The organism is Parapedobacter flavus, assembly GCF_035818675.1.
In the GTDB taxonomy this organism is placed as follows: Bacteria; Bacteroidota; Bacteroidia; order Sphingobacteriales; family Sphingobacteriaceae; genus Parapedobacter; species Parapedobacter flavus.
The window spans coordinates 57,726-83,151 of record NZ_JAYKZZ010000001.1 but is presented as its reverse complement, the minus strand read 5'-3'; the positions used below and the strand labels follow the sequence as shown (position 1 = coordinate 83,151).

Genomic DNA, 25,426 nt, shown 5'->3' with positions numbered 1-25,426 from the left:
AAGGTACAGCTATTCCGCCATATATTCCCCTTCCGACGAATAGGCGCCCCGGCGGATAACCGGTATATCCAGTATATGGTAGAGCTCATCCAAGTGGAGTAGGCTTCCATTGGCGAGATTGGCGAGTAACACAATGGTAACATCACTGGTGATGTCTCGCACGTAAATGTTGCGGAAGCCGTGCCACCAGCCGGTATGGTACACCACTTGATGGTTGTCCGTTTCATAGGTACGCCATCCAAAACCGTAATTGAATACGCTTTTTGTAGGCTTGCTGTAGCCGGCATAGGCCGAATCGAGTGTCTCCGGCTTAAGTAGGCGTCCGTCGCGCAACGCGCGGTCAAACAGGTAGAGATCCCGAACCGTGCTGTATATGCCCTTGTCGCCAACGGGGCCATCCTGGAAATTCTGCACCACCGAGCGGCGCCATACCTTGTCGTGCCCAATCACACCGGTAGGAATCTTTTCGTATACCGCCTTCGAGTATACCGCGGTATGCTTCATACCGGCGGGCCCAAATACGTTTTCTTTCATATATACGGCAAAATCCTGGCCCGTCACTTTTTCGATGATAGCTGCCAAGACCATGTAATTGGTGTTGTTGTAGAAGAATCGTACATCAGGGTTTGCATACTTGGCGGGCTTGTGCTTTGCCAACAGCGCCATCACATCGGCATTGGTCATCCCTTTACGTTTGTCAGCCCAGATTTCTTTCTTGTCGGTAAAATAAAGGTAATTCGTTAATCCCGACCGGTGCGTAAGCAACAACTTAATGGTTATATCCGGGTAAGGAAAATCAGGAAAAAACTCATCCACCGTCTGGTCAAGCTTGATGGTTCCCGCTTCGACCAATCGCAGTATGCCGGTTGCGGTGAGCGGCTTGGATACCGACGCCAATTCAAACTGCGAGTCGATTTCCAAACTATCGCGCATCAGGTAATCTGCCCAGCCAAAGGCATTTTGGTAAAGGATTTTCCCTTTTTTTGCAATCAACACATTTCCATTAAAGCCCGATCGGCTGTGCAACCGCTGCATGAATGCATCCAACCGGTCATCGGCCTTGGCGGGGTTATACACCAACGCCAAGCTGTCGCGGTCGTGTTGTTTACGCTCGGCACGGACACGCTTTTTTTCGGCTGAGGTGCATGATGCACCGAAAACGGCTATAAATAATAAGAAGAAAAAACTATTTCTGAGCAAAGGCTGTTCACTAACTATCATACGCGGCCGCTAAGGTATTGCAATCGACTTGCAATGGCAAGCAATTTAACATGGAATCGAAAGCAGAACAGGTTTATTTATAACCATTCTAAATATCTGTGTTTTACACAGTTCTGACAGTGGTCAGATATGAGATGTTGTACTTTTGCTACCGAAATTAAGGGAGCATAGTACAGCCTTGAAGAATCTTAAAGTCATAGCATTTACCCACAAGCACGTGGATCTTAAGGATTTAGGAAACCTTGTGATTTGTAACGAAGAGTTGGAGAGCCGGCTGATTAACCTGAAGAACAGCTTTGACATTCCCGAAATTTTTTATGTAGGCACCTGCAACCGCGTGGAATTTGTGTTTTATGGTGCGCACGAATTGACACCCTTATTCATTAAGGAATTCATGCACAAGCTCAACTTTTGCGTTCCTTCCGAGCAATTGGAGTGCTTCTTAGGCCAGGTAAACACCTACGAGGGCCTCGACGCACTGAACCACCTGCTCCGGATGTCGTGCTCATTGGAAAGCTTGGTCGTAGGCGAAAAAGAAATCCTCGCGCAGGTGCGCAAGGCATATGAGCGTTGCCGACAGAGTGGTTTCACCGGCGATTTCCTCCGGATGGTGATGGATAGACTCGTTAAAACAGCTAAAGAGGTGTACACCCATACGCGCATATCCCGGAATCCGGTGTCAGTGGTTTCGCTCGCTTATCGCAAATTGCGCGAAATCAAACTGGAAGATAATCCCCGTATCCTCATTGTCGGAGCCGGCGAAACCAACCAGAACATTGCCAAATACTTATTGAAACACCGGTTTTCCAATTTCGTGGTGTTCAACCGCACGCTTGAGAATGCACGGGCCCTCAGTGCCGAATTAAATGCTGACGCGTACCCGCTGAGCGAGCTTCCTTATTATAAAGGAGGGTTCGACATCCTGATTACCTGCACCGGATCGCCTGAAGCAATTATCGATAAGCAACTCTACCAATCGCTCCTCCATGGCGAAACCGATCGGAAAGTAATTGTCGATTTGGCTATTCCCAATGATGTCCACCCTGAGGTATTGGAAACGTATCCGGCACATTATATCGAAGTAAGCGGTCTGCAGGCCATCGCATCCAAAAACCTGCAGGAACGTTACGATGAATTGGTCCATGCTGAGCAAATCATCGCCGAGAATATCCGCGACTTCCTGCCCATGCTTAAACAGCGCCGTGTAGAACTGGCCATGCGTGAAGTACCCGAGAAAGTAAAAGAAATACGTTCCTTCGCACTCAATGAGGTGTTCGCCAACGAAGTAAGCGGACTGGATGCCAATTCAAGGGCAGTGCTCGAAAAGGTAATTGATTATATGGAAAAAAAATACATCAAAGTACCCATGGTGATGGCCAAGGATATTTTGGTGAAGACGAACCATTCGGACACCCATTGACCCACTTCGGTTATCCGAAACGTGCAATCTTTTAACTTATCCGTTCGGATAACGTCTTATATTCATTAAGTTTTCGCAGATTTAAAAAGTTTTTTTATGGCAGCGAAGAGATCGACAAATAGCTTTTATATGCAAAAGCAGGTTAAATTGCATATAAAAGCTAATTTATCTAAGTTTGTGTATGCTAACAGATGAACCCCTGACTAAAACGGCCCCTACCCTTGCGAAAATGGTAGACCGTACGCTCATTATCGGTACCCGCGGGAGTGAATTGGCCCTATGGCAAGCCAATTATGTGAAAGATCGGTTGGCCGAAATCGGCGTGGATGCCGAACTCAAAGTCATCAAGACCCAGGGCGACATCGTGCAACACCTGCGGCTGGACAAGCTGGAAGGCAAAGGCTTCTTCACCAAAGAATTGGAAGAGGAACTTTTAAACGGGGGCATCGATCTCGCCGTGCACTCACATAAAGACCTTCCTACGGTACACCCACCTGGCCTAACCATCGCTGCCGTCACGGCGCGCGAAGACCCGTCGGAGTTACTCATCATCCATAAAGACTGTGTTGACCCTAAGAAGCGCTTGGTGCTTAAACACAACGCTATTGTAGGCACCTCTTCGAACCGCCGGAAGGCGCAGTTGCTAGCTATCCGTCCCGACTTGGAATTTGACGATCTCCGTGGTAATGTACTGAGCCGCGTTCAGAAACTCCGTGATGAGAATTTCGATGCCATCATGCTGGCAAAAGCGGGCATTACCCGCGTCAATATAGACCTTAGCGACTTCCATGTTGAAGAACTCCCACCGGTAGAGGTCATACCGGCCCCGGCACAGGGGGTATTGGCTGTACAAATCCGCGAAAACGATACACAGCTTTCGGACGTGCTGCAGTCTATAAACAACGCTGCAGTGGCAGACACCATTGCCGTAGAACGCAAAGTACTGAACCTTTTCGATGCGGGATGTCACGCCCCGCTGGGCTGCTACTGCCGTAAACAGGGTGATCGCTATGAAGTGTGGACGTCCAATGCCGCAGAAAGTGAAGACTTCCCCGATCGCCTCTACTTGGCTGCCGAGAGCACGGCCGGCCTTGCCGACCGGATAGCCAATAAATTTGCCCAAGACCGGAAATTACCCGGCCATGTGTTCATCACGCGCGACCTGTCCGAAGCCAGCTATTTCTACCGTGCCATGGCTAAACATGACATCAAAGTGGAAGGCCGTTCGCTGATTCGCATTTTCCCGATGATCAATAAATTAGACCCCTATATCCTCAAGTATGTAGACTGGGTCTTTTTTGGTAGCAAAAACGGCATCGAGAACTTCTTTAAACTCGAACCCCGGTTGAGTAAGCGGACGAAATTTGCTGTCATCGGGCGGGGATCCGAAGAGATGCTTCGCCAATTCGGCCATGCCCCTGAGTTTTCAGGAGAACGGCTGGGCATCAACATGGAAGAAATCGCTGGAGAATTTGCCAAAATCGCAGCCGGCACTACCGTGCTGATTCCGCGTGCCAAAGATTCTCTGGAAACGATCCAGAAGTCGTTGACGGCAGACACCAAGGTCATCAACCTCCCCGTTTATCAAACACGCATCGATAACAACGTGTCCAAGTCGAACGCCGACGTGCTGATTTTCACCAGTCCCTCAAACGTGGAGGCTTATTTTGTAGATAACCTGGTCGATCCGGGCCAACAGATCATCTGTATTGGCCGGTCTACAGGTCGGAAAATGGAAGAGTTCGGACTGTCATATACACTCCCCTACTCGCCCGATGAAATCGGTCTGGCCGAAGCGGTGTTCGGCTTGGATTATTGAGCATCGAACACAGATTGAATGGATGTACACAGATTTTTGATTGCCAATTCATTTTGCCATAAGGCTGATTTGACAATTGATATTTTCAATTAATTACAGTGGAGGCATGCTCATAAGACCACGAAGGAAACGCAAATCAGCGGTAATACGGGATATGGTTCAGGAAACGCATATCACGGCGGCCAACCTGATATTCCCCTTGTTTATCATCGAGGGCAACAACATCAAGTCGGAGGTCGCCTCCATGCCCGGTATTTATCGATATACGATAGATCACCTGCTCCGCGAAGTGGAGTATTGCATGGAACTGGGCCTGCGTGCTTTTGATCTGTTTCCCAATATCAAGGAATCGCTCAAAGACAAGTATGCAACCGAAAGCACAAGGGAAGGCAGCCTGTACCTCAGCGCCATCGCCGAAGTGAAACACCATTTCCCCGAAGCATGCGTCATCACCGATGTGGCTATGGACCCCTACAGCATCGACGGGCATGATGGCGTGGTAGAGAATGGTGAAATCCTAAACGATGAAACACTGCCCATCTTGGGTGAGATGGCACTGGCACATGCCCGCGCCGGTGCGGATATCGTGGCGCCGTCGGACATGATGGACGGGCGGATCGGTTATATCCGCCAAGTACTTGACGAAAACGGATTCACCAACGTATCGCTAATGTCGTATACCGCCAAATATGCGAGCGCATTTTATGGCCCTTTCCGCGATGCGCTCAACTCGGCACCGAAACACGGAGATAAGAAAACGTACCAAATGAATCCCGCCAATCAGCGCGAAGCCCTGATTGAAGCCGAATTGGACACACAAGAAGGTGCAGACTTCCTCATGGTGAAGCCAGCACTCGCCTACCTGGACGTGATCAAGTCACTGCACGATGGTTTTGACCTCCCGATTGCCGCCTATAATGTGAGCGGCGAATACGCCATGGTAAAGGCCTCGGCACAAAATGGGTGGCTCGATGAGCGCCGTGCAACGATGGAAGTCCTCACGGGGATCCGACGGGCAGGGGCTACCGCCATCCTCACCTACCATGCCAAGGAAGTGCTGGAAAATGGATGGATTTGAGTGTGACGATGGTGGCGTGACGATTTTAGATTGTAGATTGATATTGGTGATTAACCATTAACAATTGACCATTAACAATTAACAAAAGATGTTAGATGCATTGAAAAAAGCCTTTGGTGGGAACGACGAGTCCCACCCACCGTCCGGCAAAAGAGACGATATTACACGTGAAAAATCAGCCGAGCTGTATGAAAAGGCCAAACGGTACTTCCCGGGTGGGGTGAACTCGCCCGTCCGGGCATTCAAATCGGTGCACGGTACACCGTTGTTTATTGAAAAGGGCGATGGCTGCCACCTATGGGATGCCGACGGCAACCAATTCATTGACTTCTGTTGCTCCTGGGGGCCGTTGATTTTGGGTCATAACCATCCCAAAATACGGGAAAAGGTAATCCAAACCTTAGCGCAAGGCTTAAGCTTCGGTGCGCCGACGGCGTTGGAAAACGAACTCGCGGAGTTGATCCTTGAACACAATCGATACATCGAGAAAATCAGGTTCGTCAGCTCAGGCACAGAGGCCGTCATGTCGGCCATTCGGCTGGCCAGGGGGTACACCGGCCGCGACAAAATCATCAAGTTCGAGGGGTGCTACCACGGCCACTCCGATTCGCTATTGGTGAAGGCCGGTTCGGGGTTGGTAACTTTCGGCGAGACATCTTCCGCAGGTGTACCGAAAGCATTTGCCGAGGAGACCATCGTTATCCCCTTGGATGATCGGAGCGCTGTGGAAACTGCATTCGCCCAATTCGATGGGCAGATTGCTGCGGTCATCATTGAAGGTGTGCCGGCAAATAATGGACTCCTCATCCAACACCAAGAATACATTCATTTTTTACGCGACATTACCCGAAAGCACCAGGCGCTGCTTATTTTTGATGAGGTCATTACCGGCTTCCGTCTCGGGTTTGAAGGCGCGGCAGCCCATTATGATGTGCACCCCGACATCATCACCTATGGCAAGATCATCGGTGGCGGCATGCCTGTGGGCGCCTATGGCGCTTCTGCCGAATTGATGGGTCATATCTCACCAGAGGGCGCGGTTTACCAAGCGGGCACCCTATCGGGCAACCCCGTAGCCATGGCGGCGGGTATCGTGCAGCTCACAGTACTTAAAAGCAGCAATTTCTATAAAAACCTAAACACGAAGACGAAGGAGTTCGTTGAAGCTATCCAACGTTTTACCACGGCCAAAAATTACCGGTTCAAAGTTTTTCAAATCGGTTCGATCTTCTGGTTTGCGTTTACCGATAAGGATACGATTACTGCCGCCGGCGATATCGACCACGGCAGCATGGAATACTATAAGGCATTCCATCGCGAATTGCTCAATCGTGGCGTATACCTCGGCCCTTCCGGTTACGAAGTGGGCTTTGTCTCCGCAGCGCACACGAAGGTGGAGTTGGAAAAGACCAAACGGGCGATCTTTGAAAGCCTGGATGAGGTATTCCGCGCGATGGGCGCCCCAAAATCATAAGTTAAAATACTGCTTGGCGTTGTAGTAGCAGATATCCTGTATCACCTTGCCCGTCCACTCGATATCATCGGGCATCAGGCCCTTATTGATGTCTTCGGCAAACAGGTTGCAGAGTAACCGCCGGAAATATTCATGTCTCGAGTACGACAGGAAACTGCGCGAGTCGGTCAACATCCCTACGAAACAGCTGATCAGCCCGATATTCGACAAGGTGTTCAGCTGCTGGGCCATGCCATCAAGCTGATCCAGGAACCACCATCCCGAACCGAACTGCATCTTGCCTTTGATCCCTGCCGCTTGAAAGTTCCCCATCATTGCGGCAAACACGGCATTGTCCGCCGGATTGAGGTTGTACACCACGGTTTTGGCCAAACGCCCTTCTTCCTCCAGCATATTGAAAAAATGCTGCATGGATTGAGCTTGCTGGAAATCACCGATGGAGTCGTAGCCGGTATCGGCACCAAGCTCCCGCAATTTCCGGCTGTTGGTATTCCGGAGCGGACCGAGGTGGAATTGCTGCACCCACCCTTTGTCGTGATACAATTTGCACAACTCAGAAAGCACCAAAAAGGTAAACGCCTCTTCATGCTCGGCCGCAAGGGCATCATCGCCCGCAAGCACGCGTTTAAACACATCGTCCAATGAAAGACTCACGTCCATTTGCCGGGGCAGGCTACTGAGGCCGTGGTCGGCAATCCGGCAACCCTGGCTATGGAAATAATACAGCCGGTTCCATAAGGCATCCAACAACGTATCCAAATCAACGATGGCTACGCCGCTGCTCGCCTGCAACTGATCGATGTAACGGCGATAGTCATCGCCTTTGCTAAGCTGGAACACCTTATCCGGTCGGAATGTCGGTAGCACCTTGGTTTTAAAGCTTGCTCCAGCGATCGCCTGATGGTGACGAAGGTCATCCACAGGATCGTCGGTGGTGCCCACCATATCCACTCCGAAATGCGTCAGCAGACCACGAGGAGAAAACGGAGCCGTTTGCAACTGGGCCGATGCCGTATCAAAAATCCGGTCCGCGTTATCGGGCCTCAGCAGCTCAGTGATACCAAATGGGTTTTTGAGTTCCATGTGCGTCCAGTGGTACAACGGATTACGTAAGGTATATGGAACCGCTTCGGCCCACTTGCGGAATTTCTCCCGGTCGTCTGCGTCACCGGTGATGTATCGCTCGTCGGTACCCAATACGCGCAGCGCACGCCATTTATAATGATCGCCAGCCAGCCAGATATGCGTGAGGTTTCCGAATTGCTCATCAGAAGCAATGGCGTCAGGGGGGAGGTGCGAATGATAGTCTATAATGGGCAACGCCTTGGCATAATCGTGGTAAAGCTGCACCGCCCGCTTCGATTGCAACAAGAAATCGTCGTGAAGAAAATAAGCCATGTGTAGGTTTTCTAATTATTGTCCCATTATGCCAAGCTCCAGTCCCCGAAGTTCAGCCAAGCCCCGCAGGCGGCCGATGGCCGAGTAACCCGGAGCTGTGGTCTTGCCGATGTCATCCAGCATCTGGTGCCCGTGGTCCGGACGGAACGGTATCGCCGCCCCAGGCCGTTGATTTTCGGCAACCAGTGCCTTCATCACTGCATACATATCCACGTCCCCACCAAGATGATCAGCCTCGTAAAAATTACCCTGGCTATCCTTCGTCACGTTGCGCAGGTGCACAAAATAAACACGCGACTTCACCGCGTCGAAAATATCGGGGAGGTCGTTATCAACGCCGGCTCCTAATGATCCGGTGCAAAAGCATATGCCATTGAAAGGCCGGTCGAGCGAACGAATAATATATAGCAAGTCTTCTTTGTTACTGGCAATACGCGGTAAGCCAAGAATCGGATAAGGGGGGTCATCGGGATGGATCGTCATCCGGATACCTTCTTCCTCGCACACATCGGCGATTTGCGACAGGAACCAGATCAGGTTCTCGCGCAGGCCATCGAAGCCAATAGCCGTATATTCACGGATGCTTTCCCGCAATTCTTCCAGCTCGATACTGCGTTCGCCCGGTATCCCCATCAGCACGTTGGTGGTGAGCAGCTCGATGGCTTCGGGTGTATAGGTTTCATACCGCTTCTTGGCTTCTACCTTCACCGCTTCCGGATAGTCCTGGTCGGCCCCTTCCCTTTTCAACACGAAGAGGTCGAAAACCGCCAAATCATTCCAATCAAAATACAGTGCCTTCGAGCCATCTTTCATTTCCAAATCGAGCTGGGTACGCGTCCAATCCAATACGGGCATGAAATTATAGCAAACGGTTCTGATGCCCGTCGCGGCAAGATTTCGCAGACTCTGCCGATAATTGTCGAGGTACTGTTCGGCATCGGACCGGCGCGTTTTAATGGCTTCGTGCACCGGCACACTTTCCACCACGCTCCACGTCAGCCCGGCAGCTTCGATGAGCGCTTTCCGCTCGCGTATATCTTCCAGCGGCCACACCTCGCCATGGGGTACGTGATGCAGTGCGGTTACAATGCCCGTTGCCCCGGCCTGTTTGATATCCTGTAGTGACACCGTATCGGCAGGACCATACCACCGCCACGCCTGTTCAAGTTTTTTTGTCATTGCTTTTTTGCTATTTGCTCTATGCTTTCCCGATACGCTTTGCTTTCGGGATTTCGCTCTGCTCCATTTGCTATTGCGTTAGTACTTCCACTCCGCTATCCTTAATTCAATTCACAAGTTCACAACCTCACTACCTCACAGTTCACAGACTCACAAGTTCACAACCTCACACCCCGCTCCAGGCATTGAATCCACCATCCACCAAAATGGTTTCACCCGAAATGAACCCCGATGCATCACTGAGTAAGAAAATCAACGTGCCGGTAAGTTCACTGGGGTCGCCCAAACGTCCAAAGGCGGTGTTGTTAACGAACCGCTGTGCCCGGTCGGTATAAGACCCATTGGCATTGGTGAGCAAAGCGCGGTTCTGTTCGGTAAGGAATACACCGGGTGCAATCCCGTTCACCCGTACTTTATCGCCATAACGCTGGGCCAACTCCACGGCCATCCACTTGGTATACCCCTCGACAGCACACTTGGCCATATTATAACCCATTACACGGGTAATGGCCTGCTGGGCGGCTAATGACGAAATGTTTACGATGGACCCCTGTCCCTTCTCGGCGATGACCCGCCCGAAAACATGGGTAGGGATAACCGTACCGAAGAGGTTCAGCTCAACGGCCTTTTGGGTATCGGCGATCTTGGTGTCGAACAGGTTTTGGTCGGGCCCGATGGTGGCGCCGGGAATATTCCCTCCCGCAGCATTCACCAGCCCGTCGATGGTACCCCAAGCATCCAATATTTGGTTTTTAGCTTGGTGAACCGCCTGCTCATCCAACACGTCGGTAATCACTGCGATTGCTTCACCACCACGCTCCTTTATCGCCGCTACCCGTGCGTCTGCCCGTTCTTTGTTACGCCCCAATACCGCCACTTTCGCACCTGCCGCCGCGGTGGCCAGGGAGAACGACTCGCCCAAAACCCCTGTCGCACCCGTAATCACGATCACTTTACCCGCTAAAGAAAACTGTTGTATTCCATCCATAGTTTTTAGAAATAAGGTCTATTGCGTATTTTAATCCCCAATATTAGGCAAAATGGATGGAGTAGGGGTATGTTTTCATATAATTATTCACGAAAACGTTGTAGGTATGTCAACGATAATAAACGGTAACTCGCGCATTTACAAAATTTTAACAAATATATTTTAAGATGTCGTTTTAAAGCGATACTTTTGCATCCCCAACATTTGAAGGGCTTATGTATTGAAAAATAATTAATTACAAAAATTATAGATATGACTAAGGCAGAAATTATAGCAGAAATCGCAAACAAAACCGGACTGGAGAAAGTAGATGTTCAAGAAACGGTTGAAGCATTCTTCAAAGTTGTCAAAAACGCGATGGTTGGGGGTGAGAATGTTTACGTGCGGGGTTTCGGCAGTTTTGTCGTAAAGAAAAGAGCAGAAAAAACAGCTCGAAATATTTCAAAAAACACGGCCATCATTATCCCTGCGCACTATGTACCAACCTTTAAGCCAGCTAAAACCTTTGTCGAAAAGGTAAAAACTGGTAACAAGTAATTTTTGCGCACCAGCGGGTAACACACATGCAGCAACGAACCAAACAGGTAGTCGCCATTACATCAATCATTGTCTTGATGGGGTTTTTGTTGGCGCAGCCCATCAAAGGTTTGGTCAACGAAAACAAGCCCACCCCGAGTGCCGCTACCGGACCCCAGGTTACGCTCGAATCCGTATCGCAAAAAGCCAAAGAGGGGCTTAACCCTAGCATCATCCAGGAAATATCGGATGTGGAGGCGGAACTGGAGCGTGCTGACAACGACAATAAACGTAGGCTTCTGCAGCAGCTCGCCACCAAATGGGACGATATCAATGAATCGGCCCCAGCGGGCTTCATCTACCAGGAGCTTGCCGAACTCGATGGTCAGTTTGAGGATTGGCTTAAAGCGGGCGATGCTTACCGCGCAGCCTACACCAACCTGCAAGATACATTGGCTGCCGGTGCCCTCAACGGTTATGCCATTAACGCATACGAAAAAGCACTGGCGCTAGATTCGACAAGTTTGGATGCGAAGGTAGGTTTAGGTAGCGCGTACGTAACGGGCACGACAAACCCCATGGCTGGTATCGCGCTGCTCCGGGAGGTCGTCAATGTGCAGCCTTCCCACGTGGGAGCAAACAAAAGCCTCGGCTTATTTTCGATGCAGTCACGCCAGTTTGACCTCGCTATCGATCGGTTCAATACGGTTGTATCCCAACAGCCCGATGCCGAATCTTATTTTTATCTGGCCACAAGTTACGAAAACATTGGGCTGAATCGTGAGGCCATCGCTGCTTTTGAAAAAAGCAGGGATTTGGCGGCCGATCCGACCCTAACCCAATTTATCGATCGCAAAATTGATGAATTGAGTAAATAATCATTTTAATTTATTCATTTAAAAAATTTAAGCTATGCCAAGCGGAAAAAAAAGAAAAAGACACAAAATGGCTACCCACAAACGTAAAAAACGTCTAAGGAAAAACAGGCACAAGAAAAAATAACCTTGCCTGACAAGATCCTTCTTCCGGCTTAGGGTATATAAATGAGCGCGGGCCACATCGCAGCACACAGCATTAGTTGATGTGCGCCCACAACAGAACTCTACCCTTACCATGTTTCAGGAAGACGTATAGGATCTGGATTAAACGTATTTTATTATTCATTCAAAGCAGGTTATTATCCTTTCGCAAATGATGAAAAGACATGGCTACATGTTCCCGATAGTGACCTGCTTTGCTAAAGGAGTAGCTGTTGGTAAAGGAGTTAATTATCGATTCGGCTCCCGAAAGGGGGGTCACTATCGCTTTACTTCAAGACAAACAGCTTGTAGAGCTCAATAAGGAACAGGCAAACAACAACTATGCTGTAGGAGACATTTACCTGGGTAGGATCAAAAAAATCATGCCCGGCCTTAATGCTGCCTTTGTAGATGTTGGATATTCGAAAGACGCATTCCTACATTATCTCGACCTGGGCCCCCAGGTCCAATCGCTCATCAAGCTCACCAAATTGGTAAAGAAAGGCAGTTACAAAGAGAAACTGCTCGATAGTTTAAGATTAGAAAAGGACATCAACAAAGCCGGCAAGATATCCGAGGTACTCACCCGGAATATGCTGCTGCCCGTACAGATTGCCAAGGAACCCATTTCTACCAAGGGACCGCGGTTAAGTTCGGATTTGTCCATTGCGGGGAGGTACGTCGTACTCGTTCCGTTTTCAAGTGCAGTATCCATTTCCAAACGGATAAAAGGCAACACCGAGCGCAACCGCCTGAAGAAAATCGTAGAGAGCATCAAGCCCGCGAATTTCGGCGTCATTATTCGGACCGTCTCAGAAGGGAAAGGGGTTGCTGAACTGCAAAAAGATTTATTGGATCTTATTTCAAAATGGGAAGTGCTCACCAGCCGTTTGCGCACAGCCGAGCCCTCGCATAAGGTACTTGGTGAGATGGACCGCACATCAACCATTTTGCGCGACATCCTCACCGACGAATTTTCGCACATCTATGTCAACGAACAGGCCATCTTTGAAGAAACCCGTTCCTATGTGCAGGAAATTTCGCCCGACCTGGAAAAAATCGTCAAGCTGTATAAACACCGTGAGCCCATATTTGAGCATTTCGGTGTGGAACGTCAAATCAAAGCAGCCTTCGGCAAAACGGTGAACTTGCACGGCGGTGCTTACCTGGTTATCGAACATACGGAAGCGTTGCACGTCATCGACGTGAATAGCGGCAACCGTACCGCCAATAAGGAGAACCAAGAAGAAAACGCGTTGCAGGTGAACATGGAGGCCGCCAAGGAGATTGCCCGGCAACTCCGCCTACGCGACATGGGCGGTATCGTGGTCATCGATTTCATCGATATGCATAAGCCGGCCAACCGCAAGGAGCTGCACGCCTACCTCAAACAATGCATGGCGGCCGACCGTGCCCGTCATACCATCCTTCCACCGAGTAAATTTGGGTTGGTACAGATTACGCGGCAGCGTGTACGCCCCGAAATGACCATCGTCACCAACGAAAAGTGTCCTGCTTGCGATGGTACCGGCGAGATACGTTCAAGCATTGTCTTGATGGATGACATTGAGAACAACTTGAGCTTCATCCTGCAGGAGCAGAACGAAAAGGAAATCACCCTGTGTGTACACCCTTATATCTACACGTACCTCAAATCGGGGTTCATATCACGACGGATGAAGTGGTATTTCAAGTTCGGCCGCTGGATCAAGGTAAAACCGGTAGCCTCATATTTCCTCACCGAGTTCCATTTCTTCAATGGGAAAGAGGTCGAGATCAAATTATAGCGGATATGGCCATCACCTCGGTGGCCATATCATCTATCGACCCGTTGGTCAACCAGTGTATGACTAACCCATCCTTTTCCATCTTCCGGAAATAGGTCATCTGTCTTTTGGCAAAGCGATGGATTTCCGTGTTGAGTCGGTCAAAAAATGTTTTATCGTCCAATTCGCCCAAGAGGTAACGGGTTACGTATTTATATTCCAATCCGTAATAGACCAGTCGCTCGGGCGGTATGCCTTTTTGCAATAGGTATTTTACCTCTTCGATGAGCCCTTGCCCGAGCCGCGCGCGAAGTCGTTCGGTGATGCGTTGCCGGCGGATATCTATCGGTGGGTTTATACCAAAAAGGAGGGCCGGAACGACAGGGTGATGGTGTTGGGGGAGCACATGGTACTGACACCACGTACAGATTTCCGTTGCGCGGATAAGCCGCTTCCTAGTGCTGGTATCGGCTTTGAAACCAAGCGGCATAGGTAGCTGCCGCAACCTGTCACGGAGCGCATCGGCATCCAACGCCTCCAGTTCACTGCGCAACACCATGTCTACGGGTACCCCGCTATAATCAAACCGCTGCAGCACCGACTGGATATACAATCCTGTGCCGCCACACAGAATAGGCTGTTTTCCCTGCTGCCTGATGCGGTCTAGGGCGTCGTAGAAATCGCTGCGGTATTGGCTTACGTGATAGGTTTCTCCAGCTTCCCGGATATCGATCAAGAAATAGGGAATATCACCGTAATCATCAAGGTCCTTCCCCGTACCGAGGTCCATGCCACGGTACACCTGCCGGGAATCGGCACTGATGATGGCGCCGTCGGTCCGCTTGGCTACCTCCACCGCCAACCGGGTTTTTCCGGAGGCGGTAGGGCCAAGAATGACGATAAGGTCAGACGTGGTCTTTACACCACGAACTTCGTCCACTTTTCGGAGGAATTGTTGCTTTCAACCACATTATCGATGAACGCCATCCCGCGCACACCTTCATCAACCTGTGGAAAATCCAACATCTCCGCAGTGGGCGTCTCGCCGTTGAGTTTAGCGGAAACGGTGAGCACGAAATTGCGGTAGATATTACCAAATGCCTCCAGTAACCCTTCCGGGTGTCCGGATGGTACGCGCGTATTGTGCATGGCAAAACTACTCAGCGTATAGGGTGCCGCATACGCATTGCCCGTGCGAATGTACTGCCGCGGTTGGTCGAGCATCTTCACGATGAGGTTATTGGGATCTTCCTGCGCCCAGTCGATTCCCCCTTTTTCACCATACACGCGAATACGTAGTGCGTTCTCCTCGCCTGCGGAAATCTGGGAAGCCACCAGCACGCCACGTGCGCCGTTGTTGAAACGCAGCAAGACGTTTCCATCGTCATCCAACATCCGTCCTTCGACTAGCGTAGACAAATCGGCACAGAGTTCGGTGATTGCCAAGCCCGTCACGTATTCGGCTAAGTGTGCCGCGTGGGTGCCGATATCGCCCATCGAGCCACTCTTTCCCGATTTTTTCGGGTCAGTACGCCAAGCAGCTTGGGCGTTACCTTCACGCTCGGAAAGACGGCTCAACCAGCCCTGCGGATATTCCACCACCACTTTCCTTATTTTGCCTAAGACACCTTCCTTGATCATCGCCTTGGCCTGTTTCACCATCGGGTATCCACTATAGGTATGGGTGAGGCACAACACGTTGCCGGTACGGTCAACGATTTCCTTGAGTTCCTTGGCTTCTTCGAGCGTAAAGGTCATCGGTTTCTCAATAACAACATTGAACCCATGTTCCAGGGCCAGCTTCGCCGGTTCAAAGTGCACGAAATTCGGGGTCACAATGGTCACAAAATCCATACGTTCACCCTCTGGGAGCTGGCTCTCCTTTTCAATCATCTCCTGAAAGGTGAGGTATACCCGGTTGTCGGGGATAAAAAGAGCCTTCCCGGATTCTCGCGCGATGTCGGGGTTGATGCTAAATGCACCGCACACCAGTTCCACCAAGCCGTCCATATTGGCGGCAATACGGTGTACCGCACCGATGAAGGCGTCTTTTCCTCCTCCTACCATGCCCATGCGAAGTTTTCTGTTCATCTGTTTTCTTGCGTTAAAAAGTTTAAAATCCGTCGAATATACTAAAAATATACTAGCTTGATACTCCCACTATTGTGTACAGCCACGTATCCTGCCGTGGGCCGCTCATCGGGGAGCATTGCTGCGACCTCCGAGGGTAACGTACGCTCGTAATACCGTTGCATCGTACGCATATCCACCCAGAATAGCTGCGGTGCGGTCTCGCCCACCTCCGTAAAACCCAGCTTGCGATAGCGACTGCCATCCGACCAATCCTTGTCGGCATACGTCATGATGTCGTCGGGGTTAAAATCACGCCGGAAACCATCAAGCAGCTTGCTGAAGCCGCCCACCACGTGCACTCCCTGCTTATGGCAAAAGCGGAGCAGCTCGTAAGAACGGTAATCGGTAGGCTTTTCGGCCATGCGCCGGCCGCCGCTGAATACCGCCACGGCTACCAGCTCGCCATCGTGGTATAGGCCATATCGGTACTTGCCCGGCAAGGCCACCTGTAAGTGATGTTCCTGCAGAAAAGATAGCGCAACGCGTTTTTCTACCCGTGCAACCACGGTATTCCGTGCGTAGACGCGTTGCGCATGTCCCATCAATGCGGCAATGCGATTGAGCAACAGCTGCGACCGCGTGGCCCAAAGGTCTTCATCGATATGGATACACCGGCCGATACAGGTCATCGGAACGCGTTTTTCAGCCTCAACTGCGTAATAAACGATACAAAGCCTTTCTTCGTCCGAATATAGCAAGCCTGCCTTTTCCGAAAGCATTTCCGCATGGAACGGCAACGTAAGCCGATTGGCTAACGCTGAGCGAAATGTATAGAAAGAGCCGTTCAAACCAAACATCAGATACCGGTAATAATTGACAAAATTCATAAAAAATACGAGAGGCACCTATTTTTTCCGCAAATTACCGATATTCGTCTACTATGAATAGAACCATTATGCTGCTTTGCATGTTTGTGGCTTGCATGTACACCAATACGGCGCTATACGCACAGCCCACAACCTACGCGCAGATAAACCAAACCGTTTTGTTAAACAACCAAGTTAATGTTATCCCGCTCCGCAACCTTGCCAAGCGGCAGACGGCGGTCATCACCCGTCTCGATGAAACCATGTCCATCGCTTTCGGTAACCAACTAAGCCGCTATGCGCCCGTCGATCGCTTTGTGATACCCATGCAACCGGATAGCTATTTGCAACTCGATGAAGACATCAAGTTCTACAATACCATTATCGCAGCGTTGACGGCCGAAGACCTTTCCGATCAACGGCTCTTGCAGTTTATCTATACACAAGCCGTGGGCAAACAAGTCATACTCGCCGTATTTGGCGACGGAACGAACCTTAAAGCACTGGATTTCCGCTATTTTCCGCTCCTGTGGAATCCCGAAAAAACCGCTGCCTCCGCCGTAGATGCGGCCATGTCGGTATTCGGTGGCCTTGCTTGTACGGCCAAGCTACCGAAATCATTCTCGCCACGATATACGGTGGGCGCGGGCTATACCACCGCTAAGACCCGGTTGGCCTATACGGATGCGTCTACACTCGGCATCGATCAGGCCCAACTGGAAACCGATATCGACCACATCATGGAAGAGGCTATCCGCGAGCGCGCCACCCCGGGCGGGGTGGTCATGGCGGTAAAAAGCGGCAAGGTAATCTTTGAGAAATCCTATGGATACCACACGTATGAAAAGGAAGAGCCCACCAAGGTTTCCGACATCTTCGATATGGCTTCCGTGACGAAGATTACGGCAACCACACCGACCATCATGCGCCTCACCGAGCGCGGTATTGTCGACCTCGACAGTACCATGGGCCATTACTTGCTGCAAGCACAGGGCACCAACAAAAACGGCACCGTGCTGCGCAGCGTGATGCTCCATGAGGCAGGGTTTATTCCCTTCATCCCGTTTTATGCCAATCTCAAGCCGGAAGATCTCAGCTCCGACTCGTCGGCCACCTATTCCGTGAAAGTTGCCGATGGCTGCTTTATCCGCACGGGGTTTTACGATGACGTCATGTGGCCCACCATGCTCCAATCGAAACTCAATCCCACGGGAAACTATGTATATAGCGACATCAGCATGTATGTGATGAAGGAAGTGGCCGAGCACCAAACGGGCACCCCTATCCAAGATTACATCCAGCACGAGTTTTATCGCCCCTTAGGTATGCAGACAGCCGGTTACCTTCCTCGGCAACGCTTCCCGAAGCAACGTATCGTACCGACCGAAGACGATACGACCTTCCGGAAAACGCTACTACAAGGGTATGTGCACGATGAGGGTGCGGCCATGGCCGGTGGCGTTGCGGGCCATGCCGGCCTCTTCGCCACAGCCAACGACATGGCCATCTATGGACAGCTGCTGCTCAACCGTGGCGAATACGGAGGCGATAGGTATTTTAAGCCGGAAACGGTGGACCTATTCTCGTCCAAGCAATCGAAAACCAGCCGACGGGGTTTAGGGTTCGACCGGGCCAACCCCGACACCAGCAAAGCATATCCCTCCAAACTAGCCTCACCCGCTACATTCGGCCACACGGGTTATACCGGCACCTGTATATGGATTGATCCCGAAGAACAACTGATTTATATCTTTCTGTCCAATCGGGTTCATCCGGTAAGGAGCACCAAACTGTATGAATTGAATGTGCGTAGCCGGATACAAGATACCTTCTACGAAGCCGTCCGCGCTAAATAGGTCCATTATGAATAAAACCATGCTATTCGTCGCCGCCATCCTCTTCACAGGCGAGCTATTCGCGCAGGATGCCCAACGTATCCACAACGATGCTCTTGTTATCGACACACACAACGACGTGCTCTATCAATCGGTCATGCGGGGTAAGGACATCGGGAAACGGATAACCTCGGGCCACACAGACATTCCCCGCATCAAAGAAGGGGGCATCGATGTGCAGGTTTTTGCCGTATGGTGCAGCGAGAAGTATGGCAAAGGCACCGCATTTGCATACGCCAATAAGCAGATCGATGGGCTGATGGAACTCATCCATAAATATCCGGGTGAAATCGCACTGGCCACCACCCCTGCCGGCATACGAACCATCACCGACCAAGGGAAAATCGCGGCGGTAATCGGTGTGGAAGGCGGCCACATGATTGAGGGCCGCATGGACTACCTCGATAGTCTCTTTGCCCGCGGCGCACGGTACCTCACCCTGACCTGGAACAACAGCACGGAGTGGGCAACTTCGGCCACAGATGAAACCCGTAACCCTAAAAAACTGAAGCATAAGGGGCTGACCGATTTCGGGCGCCAGGTCATCCATAGGATGAACGAACTGGGCATGATGGTCGACCTCTCGCACGTAGGCAGGCAAACGTTTTTCGACGCCATAGCGGCGACCACCAAACCGGTGATCGTATCGCATAGTAACGCTTACGCGCTGATGGCACATCCACGGAACCTGCAGGATGACCAAATCAAAGCGGTTGTCGAAAACGGCGGGGTCATCTGCCTTAATTTCTATTCGGGCTTCCTGGATCCCATGCATTACACGAAAATCAACCGGTTGTATGAAAAGTACGTGGCCACCAAGGATAGCGTGAAGCGTTCAAACGACGCCAAGTTCAGCCGCCTACCAGCCGCAGCGAAAGAAGAACTCCGTCCACCCCTCTCGTTATTGCTCGACCATATCGATTATATGGTTAAAACGGCAGGCATTGACCACGTGGGCATTGGCAGCGACTTCGACGGGATATCATCCACGCCAGTAGGGCTCGACGATTGCAGCGATTTCCCAAACCTCACCGCGGGCCTCCGGCAGCGGGGGTATACCGAAACCGATATCCGAAAAATCCTCGGCGAGAATGTACTCCGCGTGATAGCGGCCCAAGCGAATTAACCATGGCGAAAACAAAAACATCCTTCTTCTGCCAAAACTGCGGCTATGAATCGGCCAAATGGCTCGGCAAATGCCCTTCTTGCAACGAGTGGAACACGTTCGTGGAAGAAGTGGTAGCGCGCGCCAATGCTCGCACACCCGATTGGCGGACAGCCTCAGGCACGAAAAAGCCCGCGCGCAAGGCGGCCGTGATACATGAAATTGAGCATGTGGCCGAAAGCCGATTGGTGACCCCCGACCGCGAGTTGAACCGGGTACTGGGTGGCGGCATCGTGCGCGGATCGCTGGTGCTTATCGGTGGCGAACCGGGCATCGGCAAATCCACCTTGATGCTGCAACTCGCCCTTACTATGAAGGCAAAGACCTTATATGTCTCCGGCGAGGAGAGTGAGCAGCAGCTCAAAATGCGCGCGGAACGGATTTCGCAAGCCTCGCAGGCCAACTGCTATATCCTCACCGAAACCGCTACAACGAATATATTTGCACAGGTGGAATCCGTTGCACCCGACTTGGTCATTATCGATTCCATCCAAACGCTGCATTCCGCACAGGTCGACTCCGCCCCTGGGAGCGTATCGCAGGTACGCGAATGTACGGCCGAACTGCTCCGCTTTGCCAAAGAAACCGACATCCCCGTATTCATCGTCGGCCACATCACCAAAGACGGCAGCATCGCCGGGCCAAAGGTACTGGAGCACATGGTCGATACGGTGTTACAGTTTGAAGGCGATCGCCACCACGCCTACCGCATCTTGCGGGCAGTTAAAAACCGGTTCGGATCGGCCTCCGAGCTGGGTATATACGAGATGCAAGGCTCCGGGTTGCGCGAAGTGAGCAACCCTTCGGAAATCCTGTTATCGCAACGTGAAGATGGCACTAGTGGCACCGCCATTGCCGTTTTGCTGGAAGGAATGCGGCCCATGTTGATCGAGGTGCAGGCATTGGTGAGCAACTCGGCCTACGGCACGCCCCAGCGCTCGTCTACCGGATTCGATACCAAACGGATGAACATGCTGCTCGCTGTGCTCGAAAAACGCTTCGGTTTCCGCCTCAGCGCCCAGGATGTCTTCCTCAACATCGCCGGCGGCCTACGGGTGGAAGATCCGGCCATCGATCTGGCGGTCGTCGTGGCCATTATTTCTTCCCAACAGGACATGGCCGTATCGGCTACAGTAGCTTTCGCCGGCGAAGTGGGCCTCTCGGGCGAGATACGTGCCGTGAACCGTATCGAGCAGCGGATAGCCGAAGCAGAAAAGCTCGGCTTCGAGGCCATTTTCCTGTCCAAGTACAATACCAAGGGATTGGAACGCAGCAATTATCAAATCGATATCAAGCCGGTTGCCCGCGTGGAAGAAGTATTCCAAGCGATATTCGGGTGATGGGGTCAGATCAGCTTCTGATGGGTCTTCCACCACAAGTCGGGCATTTCGCCCGAAACGGCCATTTGATAGTCTTCGTAACGGCAAGGAACCAAGTGGTACCGCTCGTTCACTGATTTCGTACCCGAATAGGGCACCTGCATCCACCACCGATCGGATTTTTTACTTTTCACAAAAACCAATTCATACGCCTCATTATGTACGCTTGTGCGGTAGGTAATGTAAGCCGACTTGGGCACCAGCGGGGCATCATTTTTCCGGTTGTAGAACCCATCGATAAAGTACCATATCATCTGGGCCAGAAGCATAGCTGTCTGCCCGCGGCTATCGAGCGCCGGATTGTACTCGTAAAAGCCGATCGACGTGAGCTTATCGCTCATCCCGGCGTAGCGGCAAATCTGGCATGCTTCATCGCCAAACAGCCCGTTGACGGAGGCATGGGCACTCCCCGGTGCATCCGATTGCCGGATCGCAGCCATATCGAAGCTGAGCATGTCGGCCGACCGGATAACGGGTTCCACCTGATCCACCTGACCAGCCATCAAGCCCAAGCGCACCGCATTGAAATACAGCTTATCATACATCGCGATGGACTCTTTACTGACGAAATAGGTCTGGTAAGCGAGGTTATTCAGGTTAAACAGGTAATCGGGCTCATGCAGGATGATATGGTTGATGTACGTTTGTGCATTCAACGGAGCACTTTCCGTTTGGTCTTGATCGATGTCAAACCGCGCATCGATGATGGAGACGTCCACGCGTTGTTCGAGGCTCTCGTACGCCAAGTACTGTGCATATGTAATGTCCTGCCCGCCACCGATGATGACTGGTACGATACCCGCCTTGATGAGTTCCGCACATACCGTTTTCACCGCAGCGTAGGTATCGGTTACGGTCTCTCCCGCTCGGATGTTACCGAGGTCGGCCAACCGCAGCTTGTATTCGCCCTGGTAAAGCCCATACAGGTTGCGTCTCACCGCACCCGCCCCTTCAGCACAACCCAGGTTGCCCACGGCCATCCGGTCGTCCAGCACCCCGAACAATGCCAAATCGGGCTTCTCCTCCTCCAGATCCGGGAAATCACGGTCAAATAGGCGAACCGTCGCCCCAATTTGTGATCGGAAGAACCCGCCGTTGGGTGTGAGATCCTGGTGGGAAACAGATGAAAAGAAAACCGATAAGGACATGATAGTTGTATGTTGTTTGGCAAACTTAGATAAATTTGCCCATAAAAAGCAAATTTTTCGTTCTCTCCGCTGCCATAAGAAAGTGTTTTAATAGCGGAAATATCCATTTATTACCTTACTTTTGAAAGCATTATTATCAAACTATGCTGCGACGGTGGTTTTAGTAACAGGAGGAACAGGTTTTCTTGGTTCGATACTCATCAAACGGTTACTCGCTTCAGGGATGGCGGTACGCGCTGCCAAACGGGAAACATCAGTTATCCCACAAGAACTCGTTGACTTGCCCGCACTGGAATGGGTAAATGCGGATATCAATGACTTCTTCGCGCTGGGTGATGCGTTCATCGGTATATCGAAGGTTTATCATTGCGCCGGCATGATTTCGTATCATGCTGCCGATCGGCAACGGCTGACGACGGTGAACGTGGCCGGTACGGCCAACGTGGTCAACCTGGCGCTACAACACCGCACGCGGTTATTGCATGTCAGTTCCATCGCTGCGATCGGTCAGCCAAGGCATAACGGTGAAGCAACGGAAGATGACCTATGGGAGTATACGCCCGGTCAACCTGGGTATGCGGCTTCTAAGTACGAGGGCGAAATGGAAGTATGGCGGGGAGTTGCCGAAGGGCTGGATGCCGTTATCGTCAATCCGGCCCTTATTATCGGACCTTCAGCCCGGGCTGAAGGCGGTGATACCAGCGGCTCGATCTTCGCAATGGTCCACAAAGGGCTCCATTTCTATACCGACGGGTCTGTCGGCCTCATCGATGTGGAAGACACCGCCAAAGCGATGGTATTGCTCATGGACAATCCTACCATCACGGGGCAACGTTTCCTCTTGAGCAATGCTAACATGACGTACCGTGAACTTCTGGCCCGCTGCAGCAACCTCTTGGGCAGACCTGCCCCGAAATACCGGGCCACACCATGGATGCTCAGCATGGCCTGGCGGGCAGCTAGCGTGCTTGCATGGTTTACCCGTAAGCGCCCATTGATCACACGCGAGACTGCTAATTCGGCACGCAACCGGTTGCGATTTTCAAATCGCAAGGTTGTCGCTGTCACCGGCATCGCGTTCAAACCCATTGATCATACATTAAACGAAATTTGTAAAACACTGAAATAACAACATCCATTGGAGAATTATTACATCATTGATTTTGACAGTACCTTCACCCAAGTGGAGGCCTTAGACGAACTGGCCCGTATCTCACTGGCCGACCACCCCGCCAAGGAGCTGGTGTATGAAGAGATCGATCGCCTCACCAACCTATCCATGAACGGCCAGCTATCGTTCCGCGAGAGCCTCGCCGCCCGCGTTAAGCTATTGGAAGCCAATCGCGAACACCTCGCCAAGCTCATCTGGATATTGAAAAAGAAAGTGTCTCGGTCCTTCTCGCGCAACAAAGAGTTCTTCAAGAAGAATGCAGACAGTGTATTGATTGTTTCCGGCGGATTCAAGGAGTTCATCTTCCCCGTCGTCATCCCCTACCATATCAAAAAAGAAAACGTATATGCCAACACATTTACGTTCGACGAAGCGGGCAACATCACCGGATACGATGAAGGAAACCCCTTATCGGAAGAAGGGGGCAAAGTGAAACTCCTGAAGCAATTGCAACTACCGGGCAAGATCTTTGGCATCGGCGATGGTTATTCCGATTTCCAATTGAAGGAGTCGGGGCTTATCGAGCGCTTCTTCGCCTTTACCGAGAATATCGAGCGTAAAAGCGTGTCGGAGAAAGCAGACCACGTAACACCCAGCTTTGACGAGTTCCTGTACGTGAACGACCTCCCGCGTGCCATATCGTATCCCAAAAACCGTATTCTATGTCTCATTGTGGGCGACGTCCCGGAGATCGCTGCCCATATCCTGAAACGAGATGGATTTTCCATCCGCACCAAGCAGACATTTGAAGAGAAATACGTTAAAGACGTGGGGATGCTGCTATTGGGCAAGGATATCAGGCTAGCGGATGAACAATTGGCCAGGGCCGACAAGCTCAAGGTCATTGGCTACCTTGGCGACAGCAAGCACCGTGTAAACCGCGATATCTGCAGCGAAAAGGGGATCGTCCTTTTCGACGATAAAAAAGACAAGAAACGCAATGGCGAATTCATTCCGCGCCGGATGGCTGAGTTCATCAATAAGGGCGATACGTACCTTAGCAGGAACTTCCCAAGCCTCCCGTTGCCCAAAATGGATAAAGCCCACCGGTTACTGCATATCCATCGCAATGTTCCGGGTGTGATGGCACAGATCAATAAGGTCTTTGCCGAAAACAGCATCAACATCGTTGCCCAGTTCCTGGTAACGAAGGGCGATATCGGATATGCCGTGACCGACGTGGATACGCAGTACGATAAGCAACTGCTCCGACAACTGCGGCAAATTGATAATACGGTTAAATTTAGGGTACTGTATTAAACGTCCATATCCGGGTGGGTGTCACACATAGGTCCATCGCCACGTCATGCGAGGAAATGTCGCTGATGGATTTCACCCCTTCGAATAACGACAATCCGATTTTCTGAGCCGCTGGACGGCATTCGGCGAGGAACCGGTCGTAGAACCCTTTGCCATAACCAATACGGTGTCCCTGTTGGTCAAAAACCAGCAGCGGCAAAAATACGGCATCGATTTCATGCGGTCGCACAGCTGTTCCTGTGACTGGTTCAGGTATCCCCCAATGGTTGGGTACTAGCGCTGTATTCGCATCCCAAACGAAGTGTTTCATTTCGCGAGTCCCCGGCTCAGTTTTTGGAAGCACAATCCGCATATTGGGGTAGCGTTGCCTCAACCGACCTGTAATCGCGTAGGTATCGGGTTCGTTGTTACCGGTGATGGGTAGGAAGAGGTGTACCGTCCGCAAATGCTCCAGGTCCAGCACTTCCGCTTGCAGAATCAGTCCGTCATTCAATCGCTGAAACTCCTCGGGCGAAAGCCCCATCCGCTTTTCACGATATCGTTTGCGCAGTGCCTGTTTTGTAGATGGGTCCATTTGGCGCAGCGCCTGAA

At 51.3% G+C, this 25,426-nt stretch carries 21 protein-coding genes; 12 read left to right on the top strand and 9 right to left on the bottom strand.

The window, feature by feature from the left end; translation table 11 throughout:
• Positions 1 to 9 precede the first annotated feature (9 nt).
• Entirely contained in the window at positions 10 to 1,221 is a 1,212-nt protein-coding gene (locus tag U9S71_RS00380; protein WP_326324366.1) for a serine hydrolase domain-containing protein, read from the bottom strand.
• Between the two features lie 178 nt (positions 1,222 to 1,399).
• Here U9S71_RS00380 and hemA point away from each other — a divergent pair, with 178 nt between their 5' ends.
• The 4 genes from hemA to hemL all read left to right on the top strand — a co-directional run bounded on the left by hemA (position 1,400) and on the right by hemL (position 7,012).
• Positions 1,400 to 2,641: a glutamyl-tRNA reductase gene (hemA, locus tag U9S71_RS00375; RefSeq protein WP_326324364.1), complete on the top strand. Its 1,242-nt coding sequence runs from the start codon at positions 1,400 to 1,402 to the stop codon at positions 2,639 to 2,641.
• 181 nt (positions 2,642 to 2,822) lie between these two features.
• Complete coding sequence (gene hemC / locus U9S71_RS00370; RefSeq protein ID WP_326324362.1) at positions 2,823 to 4,460, top strand: hydroxymethylbilane synthase; 1,638 nt, start codon at positions 2,823 to 2,825, stop codon at positions 4,458 to 4,460.
• Between the two features lie 106 nt (positions 4,461 to 4,566).
• Positions 4,567 to 5,538 (top strand): porphobilinogen synthase, encoded by a 972-nt coding sequence (hemB, locus tag U9S71_RS00365; protein WP_326324361.1) that lies wholly within the window; start codon positions 4,567 to 4,569, stop codon positions 5,536 to 5,538.
• A gap of 88 nt (positions 5,539 to 5,626) precedes the next feature.
• On the top strand, positions 5,627 to 7,012 hold the full coding sequence (gene hemL / locus U9S71_RS00360) for a glutamate-1-semialdehyde 2,1-aminomutase (RefSeq protein ID WP_326324359.1): 1,386 nt from the start codon (positions 5,627 to 5,629) through the stop codon (positions 7,010 to 7,012).
• On the opposite strand, the gene uxaC is transcribed toward hemL, so the two are convergent.
• The 3 genes from uxaC to U9S71_RS00345 form a co-directional block, all read right to left on the bottom strand.
• Positions 7,007 to 8,410, bottom strand: a complete 1,404-nt coding sequence (uxaC, locus tag U9S71_RS00355) for a glucuronate isomerase (protein ID WP_326324358.1) — start codon at positions 8,408 to 8,410, stop codon at positions 7,007 to 7,009. The two genes, hemL and uxaC, sit on opposite strands and share 6 nt — an antisense overlap.
• A 15-nt stretch (positions 8,411 to 8,425) precedes the next feature.
• Positions 8,426 to 9,589 (bottom strand): mannonate dehydratase, encoded by a 1,164-nt coding sequence (uxuA, locus tag U9S71_RS00350; protein WP_326324356.1) that lies wholly within the window; start codon positions 9,587 to 9,589, stop codon positions 8,426 to 8,428.
• A gap of 166 nt (positions 9,590 to 9,755) precedes the next feature.
• On the bottom strand, positions 9,756 to 10,577 hold the full coding sequence (locus tag U9S71_RS00345; protein WP_326324355.1) for an SDR family oxidoreductase: 822 nt from the start codon (positions 10,575 to 10,577) through the stop codon (positions 9,756 to 9,758).
• A 252-nt stretch (positions 10,578 to 10,829) separates the two neighbouring features.
• Here U9S71_RS00345 and U9S71_RS00340 point away from each other — a divergent pair, with 252 nt between their 5' ends.
• The 3 genes from U9S71_RS00340 to U9S71_RS00330 all read left to right on the top strand — a co-directional run bounded on the left by U9S71_RS00340 (position 10,830) and on the right by U9S71_RS00330 (position 13,899).
• Positions 10,830 to 11,114 carry an HU family DNA-binding protein gene (locus tag U9S71_RS00340; protein ID WP_325637451.1) on the top strand — a complete coding sequence of 95 codons (285 nt, stop codon included), beginning with the start codon at positions 10,830 to 10,832 and terminating at the stop codon, positions 11,112 to 11,114.
• Between the two features lie 26 nt (positions 11,115 to 11,140).
• Positions 11,141 to 11,971 carry a tetratricopeptide repeat protein gene (locus tag U9S71_RS00335; protein ID WP_326324353.1) on the top strand — a complete coding sequence of 277 codons (831 nt, stop codon included), beginning with the start codon at positions 11,141 to 11,143 and terminating at the stop codon, positions 11,969 to 11,971.
• 374 nt (positions 11,972 to 12,345) lie between these two features.
• Positions 12,346 to 13,899: an Rne/Rng family ribonuclease gene (locus tag U9S71_RS00330; protein WP_326324351.1), complete on the top strand. Its 1,554-nt coding sequence runs from the start codon at positions 12,346 to 12,348 to the stop codon at positions 13,897 to 13,899.
• Here the strand turns inward: U9S71_RS00330 and miaA are convergent.
• Genes miaA through U9S71_RS00315 form a run of 3 tightly spaced genes read right to left on the bottom strand, consistent with a single transcriptional unit; the run spans position 13,889 to position 16,808 of the window.
• Entirely contained in the window at positions 13,889 to 14,818 is a 930-nt protein-coding gene (miaA, locus tag U9S71_RS00325; protein ID WP_326324350.1) for a tRNA (adenosine(37)-N6)-dimethylallyltransferase MiaA, read from the bottom strand. The two genes, U9S71_RS00330 and miaA, sit on opposite strands and share 11 nt — an antisense overlap.
• Positions 14,797 to 15,969 (bottom strand): Gfo/Idh/MocA family protein, encoded by a 1,173-nt coding sequence (locus U9S71_RS00320; protein ID WP_326324349.1) that lies wholly within the window; start codon positions 15,967 to 15,969, stop codon positions 14,797 to 14,799. Before U9S71_RS00320 ends, miaA begins: the two co-directional genes overlap by 22 nt.
• 41 nt (positions 15,970 to 16,010) lie before the next feature.
• Entirely contained in the window at positions 16,011 to 16,808 is a 798-nt protein-coding gene (locus U9S71_RS00315; RefSeq protein WP_326324347.1) for a hypothetical protein, read from the bottom strand.
• A gap of 83 nt (positions 16,809 to 16,891) precedes the next feature.
• Here U9S71_RS00315 and U9S71_RS00310 point away from each other — a divergent pair, with 83 nt between their 5' ends.
• The 3 genes from U9S71_RS00310 to radA are packed head-to-tail and all read left to right on the top strand — an operon-like array spanning position 16,892 to position 21,217.
• The gene (locus U9S71_RS00310) at positions 16,892 to 18,673 is read left to right on the top strand and encodes a serine hydrolase domain-containing protein (protein ID WP_326324345.1); all 1,782 of its coding nucleotides are present in this window, start codon (positions 16,892 to 16,894) and stop codon (positions 18,671 to 18,673) included.
• A gap of 7 nt (positions 18,674 to 18,680) precedes the next feature.
• Positions 18,681 to 19,838: a dipeptidase gene (locus U9S71_RS00305; RefSeq protein ID WP_326324344.1), complete on the top strand. Its 1,158-nt coding sequence runs from the start codon at positions 18,681 to 18,683 to the stop codon at positions 19,836 to 19,838.
• Positions 19,839 to 19,840: 2 nt separating this feature from the next.
• Positions 19,841 to 21,217, top strand: coding sequence for a DNA repair protein RadA (gene radA / locus U9S71_RS00300; protein WP_326324342.1), 1,377 nt, complete (start codon positions 19,841 to 19,843; stop codon positions 21,215 to 21,217).
• A 5-nt stretch (positions 21,218 to 21,222) separates the two neighbouring features.
• On the opposite strand, the gene U9S71_RS00295 is transcribed toward radA, so the two are convergent.
• Complete coding sequence (locus tag U9S71_RS00295; RefSeq protein ID WP_326324341.1) at positions 21,223 to 22,404, bottom strand: formimidoylglutamase; 1,182 nt, start codon at positions 22,402 to 22,404, stop codon at positions 21,223 to 21,225.
• 121 nt (positions 22,405 to 22,525) lie between these two features.
• On the opposite strand from U9S71_RS00295, the gene U9S71_RS00290 reads away from it, so the two are divergent.
• On the top strand, positions 22,526 to 23,533 hold the full coding sequence (locus U9S71_RS00290; RefSeq protein WP_326324340.1) for an NAD-dependent epimerase/dehydratase family protein: 1,008 nt from the start codon (positions 22,526 to 22,528) through the stop codon (positions 23,531 to 23,533).
• A gap of 9 nt (positions 23,534 to 23,542) precedes the next feature.
• A complete protein-coding gene (locus U9S71_RS00285) occupies positions 23,543 to 24,835 on the top strand; it encodes an HAD-IB family phosphatase (protein WP_326324338.1) in 1,293 nt (430 codons plus the stop codon).
• On the opposite strand, the gene U9S71_RS00280 is transcribed toward U9S71_RS00285, so the two are convergent.
• Complete coding sequence (locus tag U9S71_RS00280; protein WP_326324336.1) at positions 24,819 to 25,409, bottom strand: 5-formyltetrahydrofolate cyclo-ligase; 591 nt, start codon at positions 25,407 to 25,409, stop codon at positions 24,819 to 24,821. The two genes, U9S71_RS00285 and U9S71_RS00280, sit on opposite strands and share 17 nt — an antisense overlap.
• Between the last annotated feature and the right edge of the window lie 17 nt (positions 25,410 to 25,426).

What these genes read in the sequence shown, in the direction of transcription:
- U9S71_RS00310 (WP_326324345.1), top strand. Translation starts at nt 16,892, where the DNA reads ATGAATAGAACCATTATGCTGCTTTGCATGTTTGTGGCTTGCATGTAC.
- hemC (WP_326324362.1), top strand. Translation starts at nt 2,823, where the DNA reads ATGCTAACAGATGAACCCCTGACTAAAACGGCCCCTACCCTTGCGAAA.
- uxuA (WP_326324356.1), bottom strand. Translation starts at nt 9,589, where the DNA reads ATGACAAAAAAACTTGAACAGGCGTGGCGGTGGTATGGTCCTGCCGAT.
- hemL (WP_326324359.1), top strand. Translation starts at nt 5,627, where the DNA reads ATGTTAGATGCATTGAAAAAAGCCTTTGGTGGGAACGACGAGTCCCAC.
- hemB (WP_326324361.1), top strand. Translation starts at nt 4,567, where the DNA reads ATGCTCATAAGACCACGAAGGAAACGCAAATCAGCGGTAATACGGGAT.
- U9S71_RS00380 (WP_326324366.1), bottom strand. Translation starts at nt 1,221, where the DNA reads ATGATAGTTAGTGAACAGCCTTTGCTCAGAAATAGTTTTTTCTTCTTA.
- U9S71_RS00340 (WP_325637451.1), top strand. Translation starts at nt 10,830, where the DNA reads ATGACTAAGGCAGAAATTATAGCAGAAATCGCAAACAAAACCGGACTG.
- U9S71_RS00345 (WP_326324355.1), bottom strand. Translation starts at nt 10,577, where the DNA reads ATGGATGGAATACAACAGTTTTCTTTAGCGGGTAAAGTGATCGTGATT.
- U9S71_RS00335 (WP_326324353.1), top strand. Translation starts at nt 11,141, where the DNA reads ATGCAGCAACGAACCAAACAGGTAGTCGCCATTACATCAATCATTGTC.
- U9S71_RS00320 (WP_326324349.1), bottom strand. Translation starts at nt 15,969, where the DNA reads ATGAACAGAAAACTTCGCATGGGCATGGTAGGAGGAGGAAAAGACGCC.
- radA (WP_326324342.1), top strand. Translation starts at nt 19,841, where the DNA reads ATGGCGAAAACAAAAACATCCTTCTTCTGCCAAAACTGCGGCTATGAA.
- U9S71_RS00305 (WP_326324344.1), top strand. Translation starts at nt 18,681, where the DNA reads ATGAATAAAACCATGCTATTCGTCGCCGCCATCCTCTTCACAGGCGAG.
- U9S71_RS00295 (WP_326324341.1), bottom strand. Translation starts at nt 22,404, where the DNA reads ATGTCCTTATCGGTTTTCTTTTCATCTGTTTCCCACCAGGATCTCACA.
- U9S71_RS00315 (WP_326324347.1), bottom strand. Translation starts at nt 16,808, where the DNA reads ATGTTTGGTTTGAACGGCTCTTTCTATACATTTCGCTCAGCGTTAGCC.
- U9S71_RS00280 (WP_326324336.1), bottom strand. Translation starts at nt 25,409, where the DNA reads ATGGACCCATCTACAAAACAGGCACTGCGCAAACGATATCGTGAAAAG.
- uxaC (WP_326324358.1), bottom strand. Translation starts at nt 8,410, where the DNA reads ATGGCTTATTTTCTTCACGACGATTTCTTGTTGCAATCGAAGCGGGCG.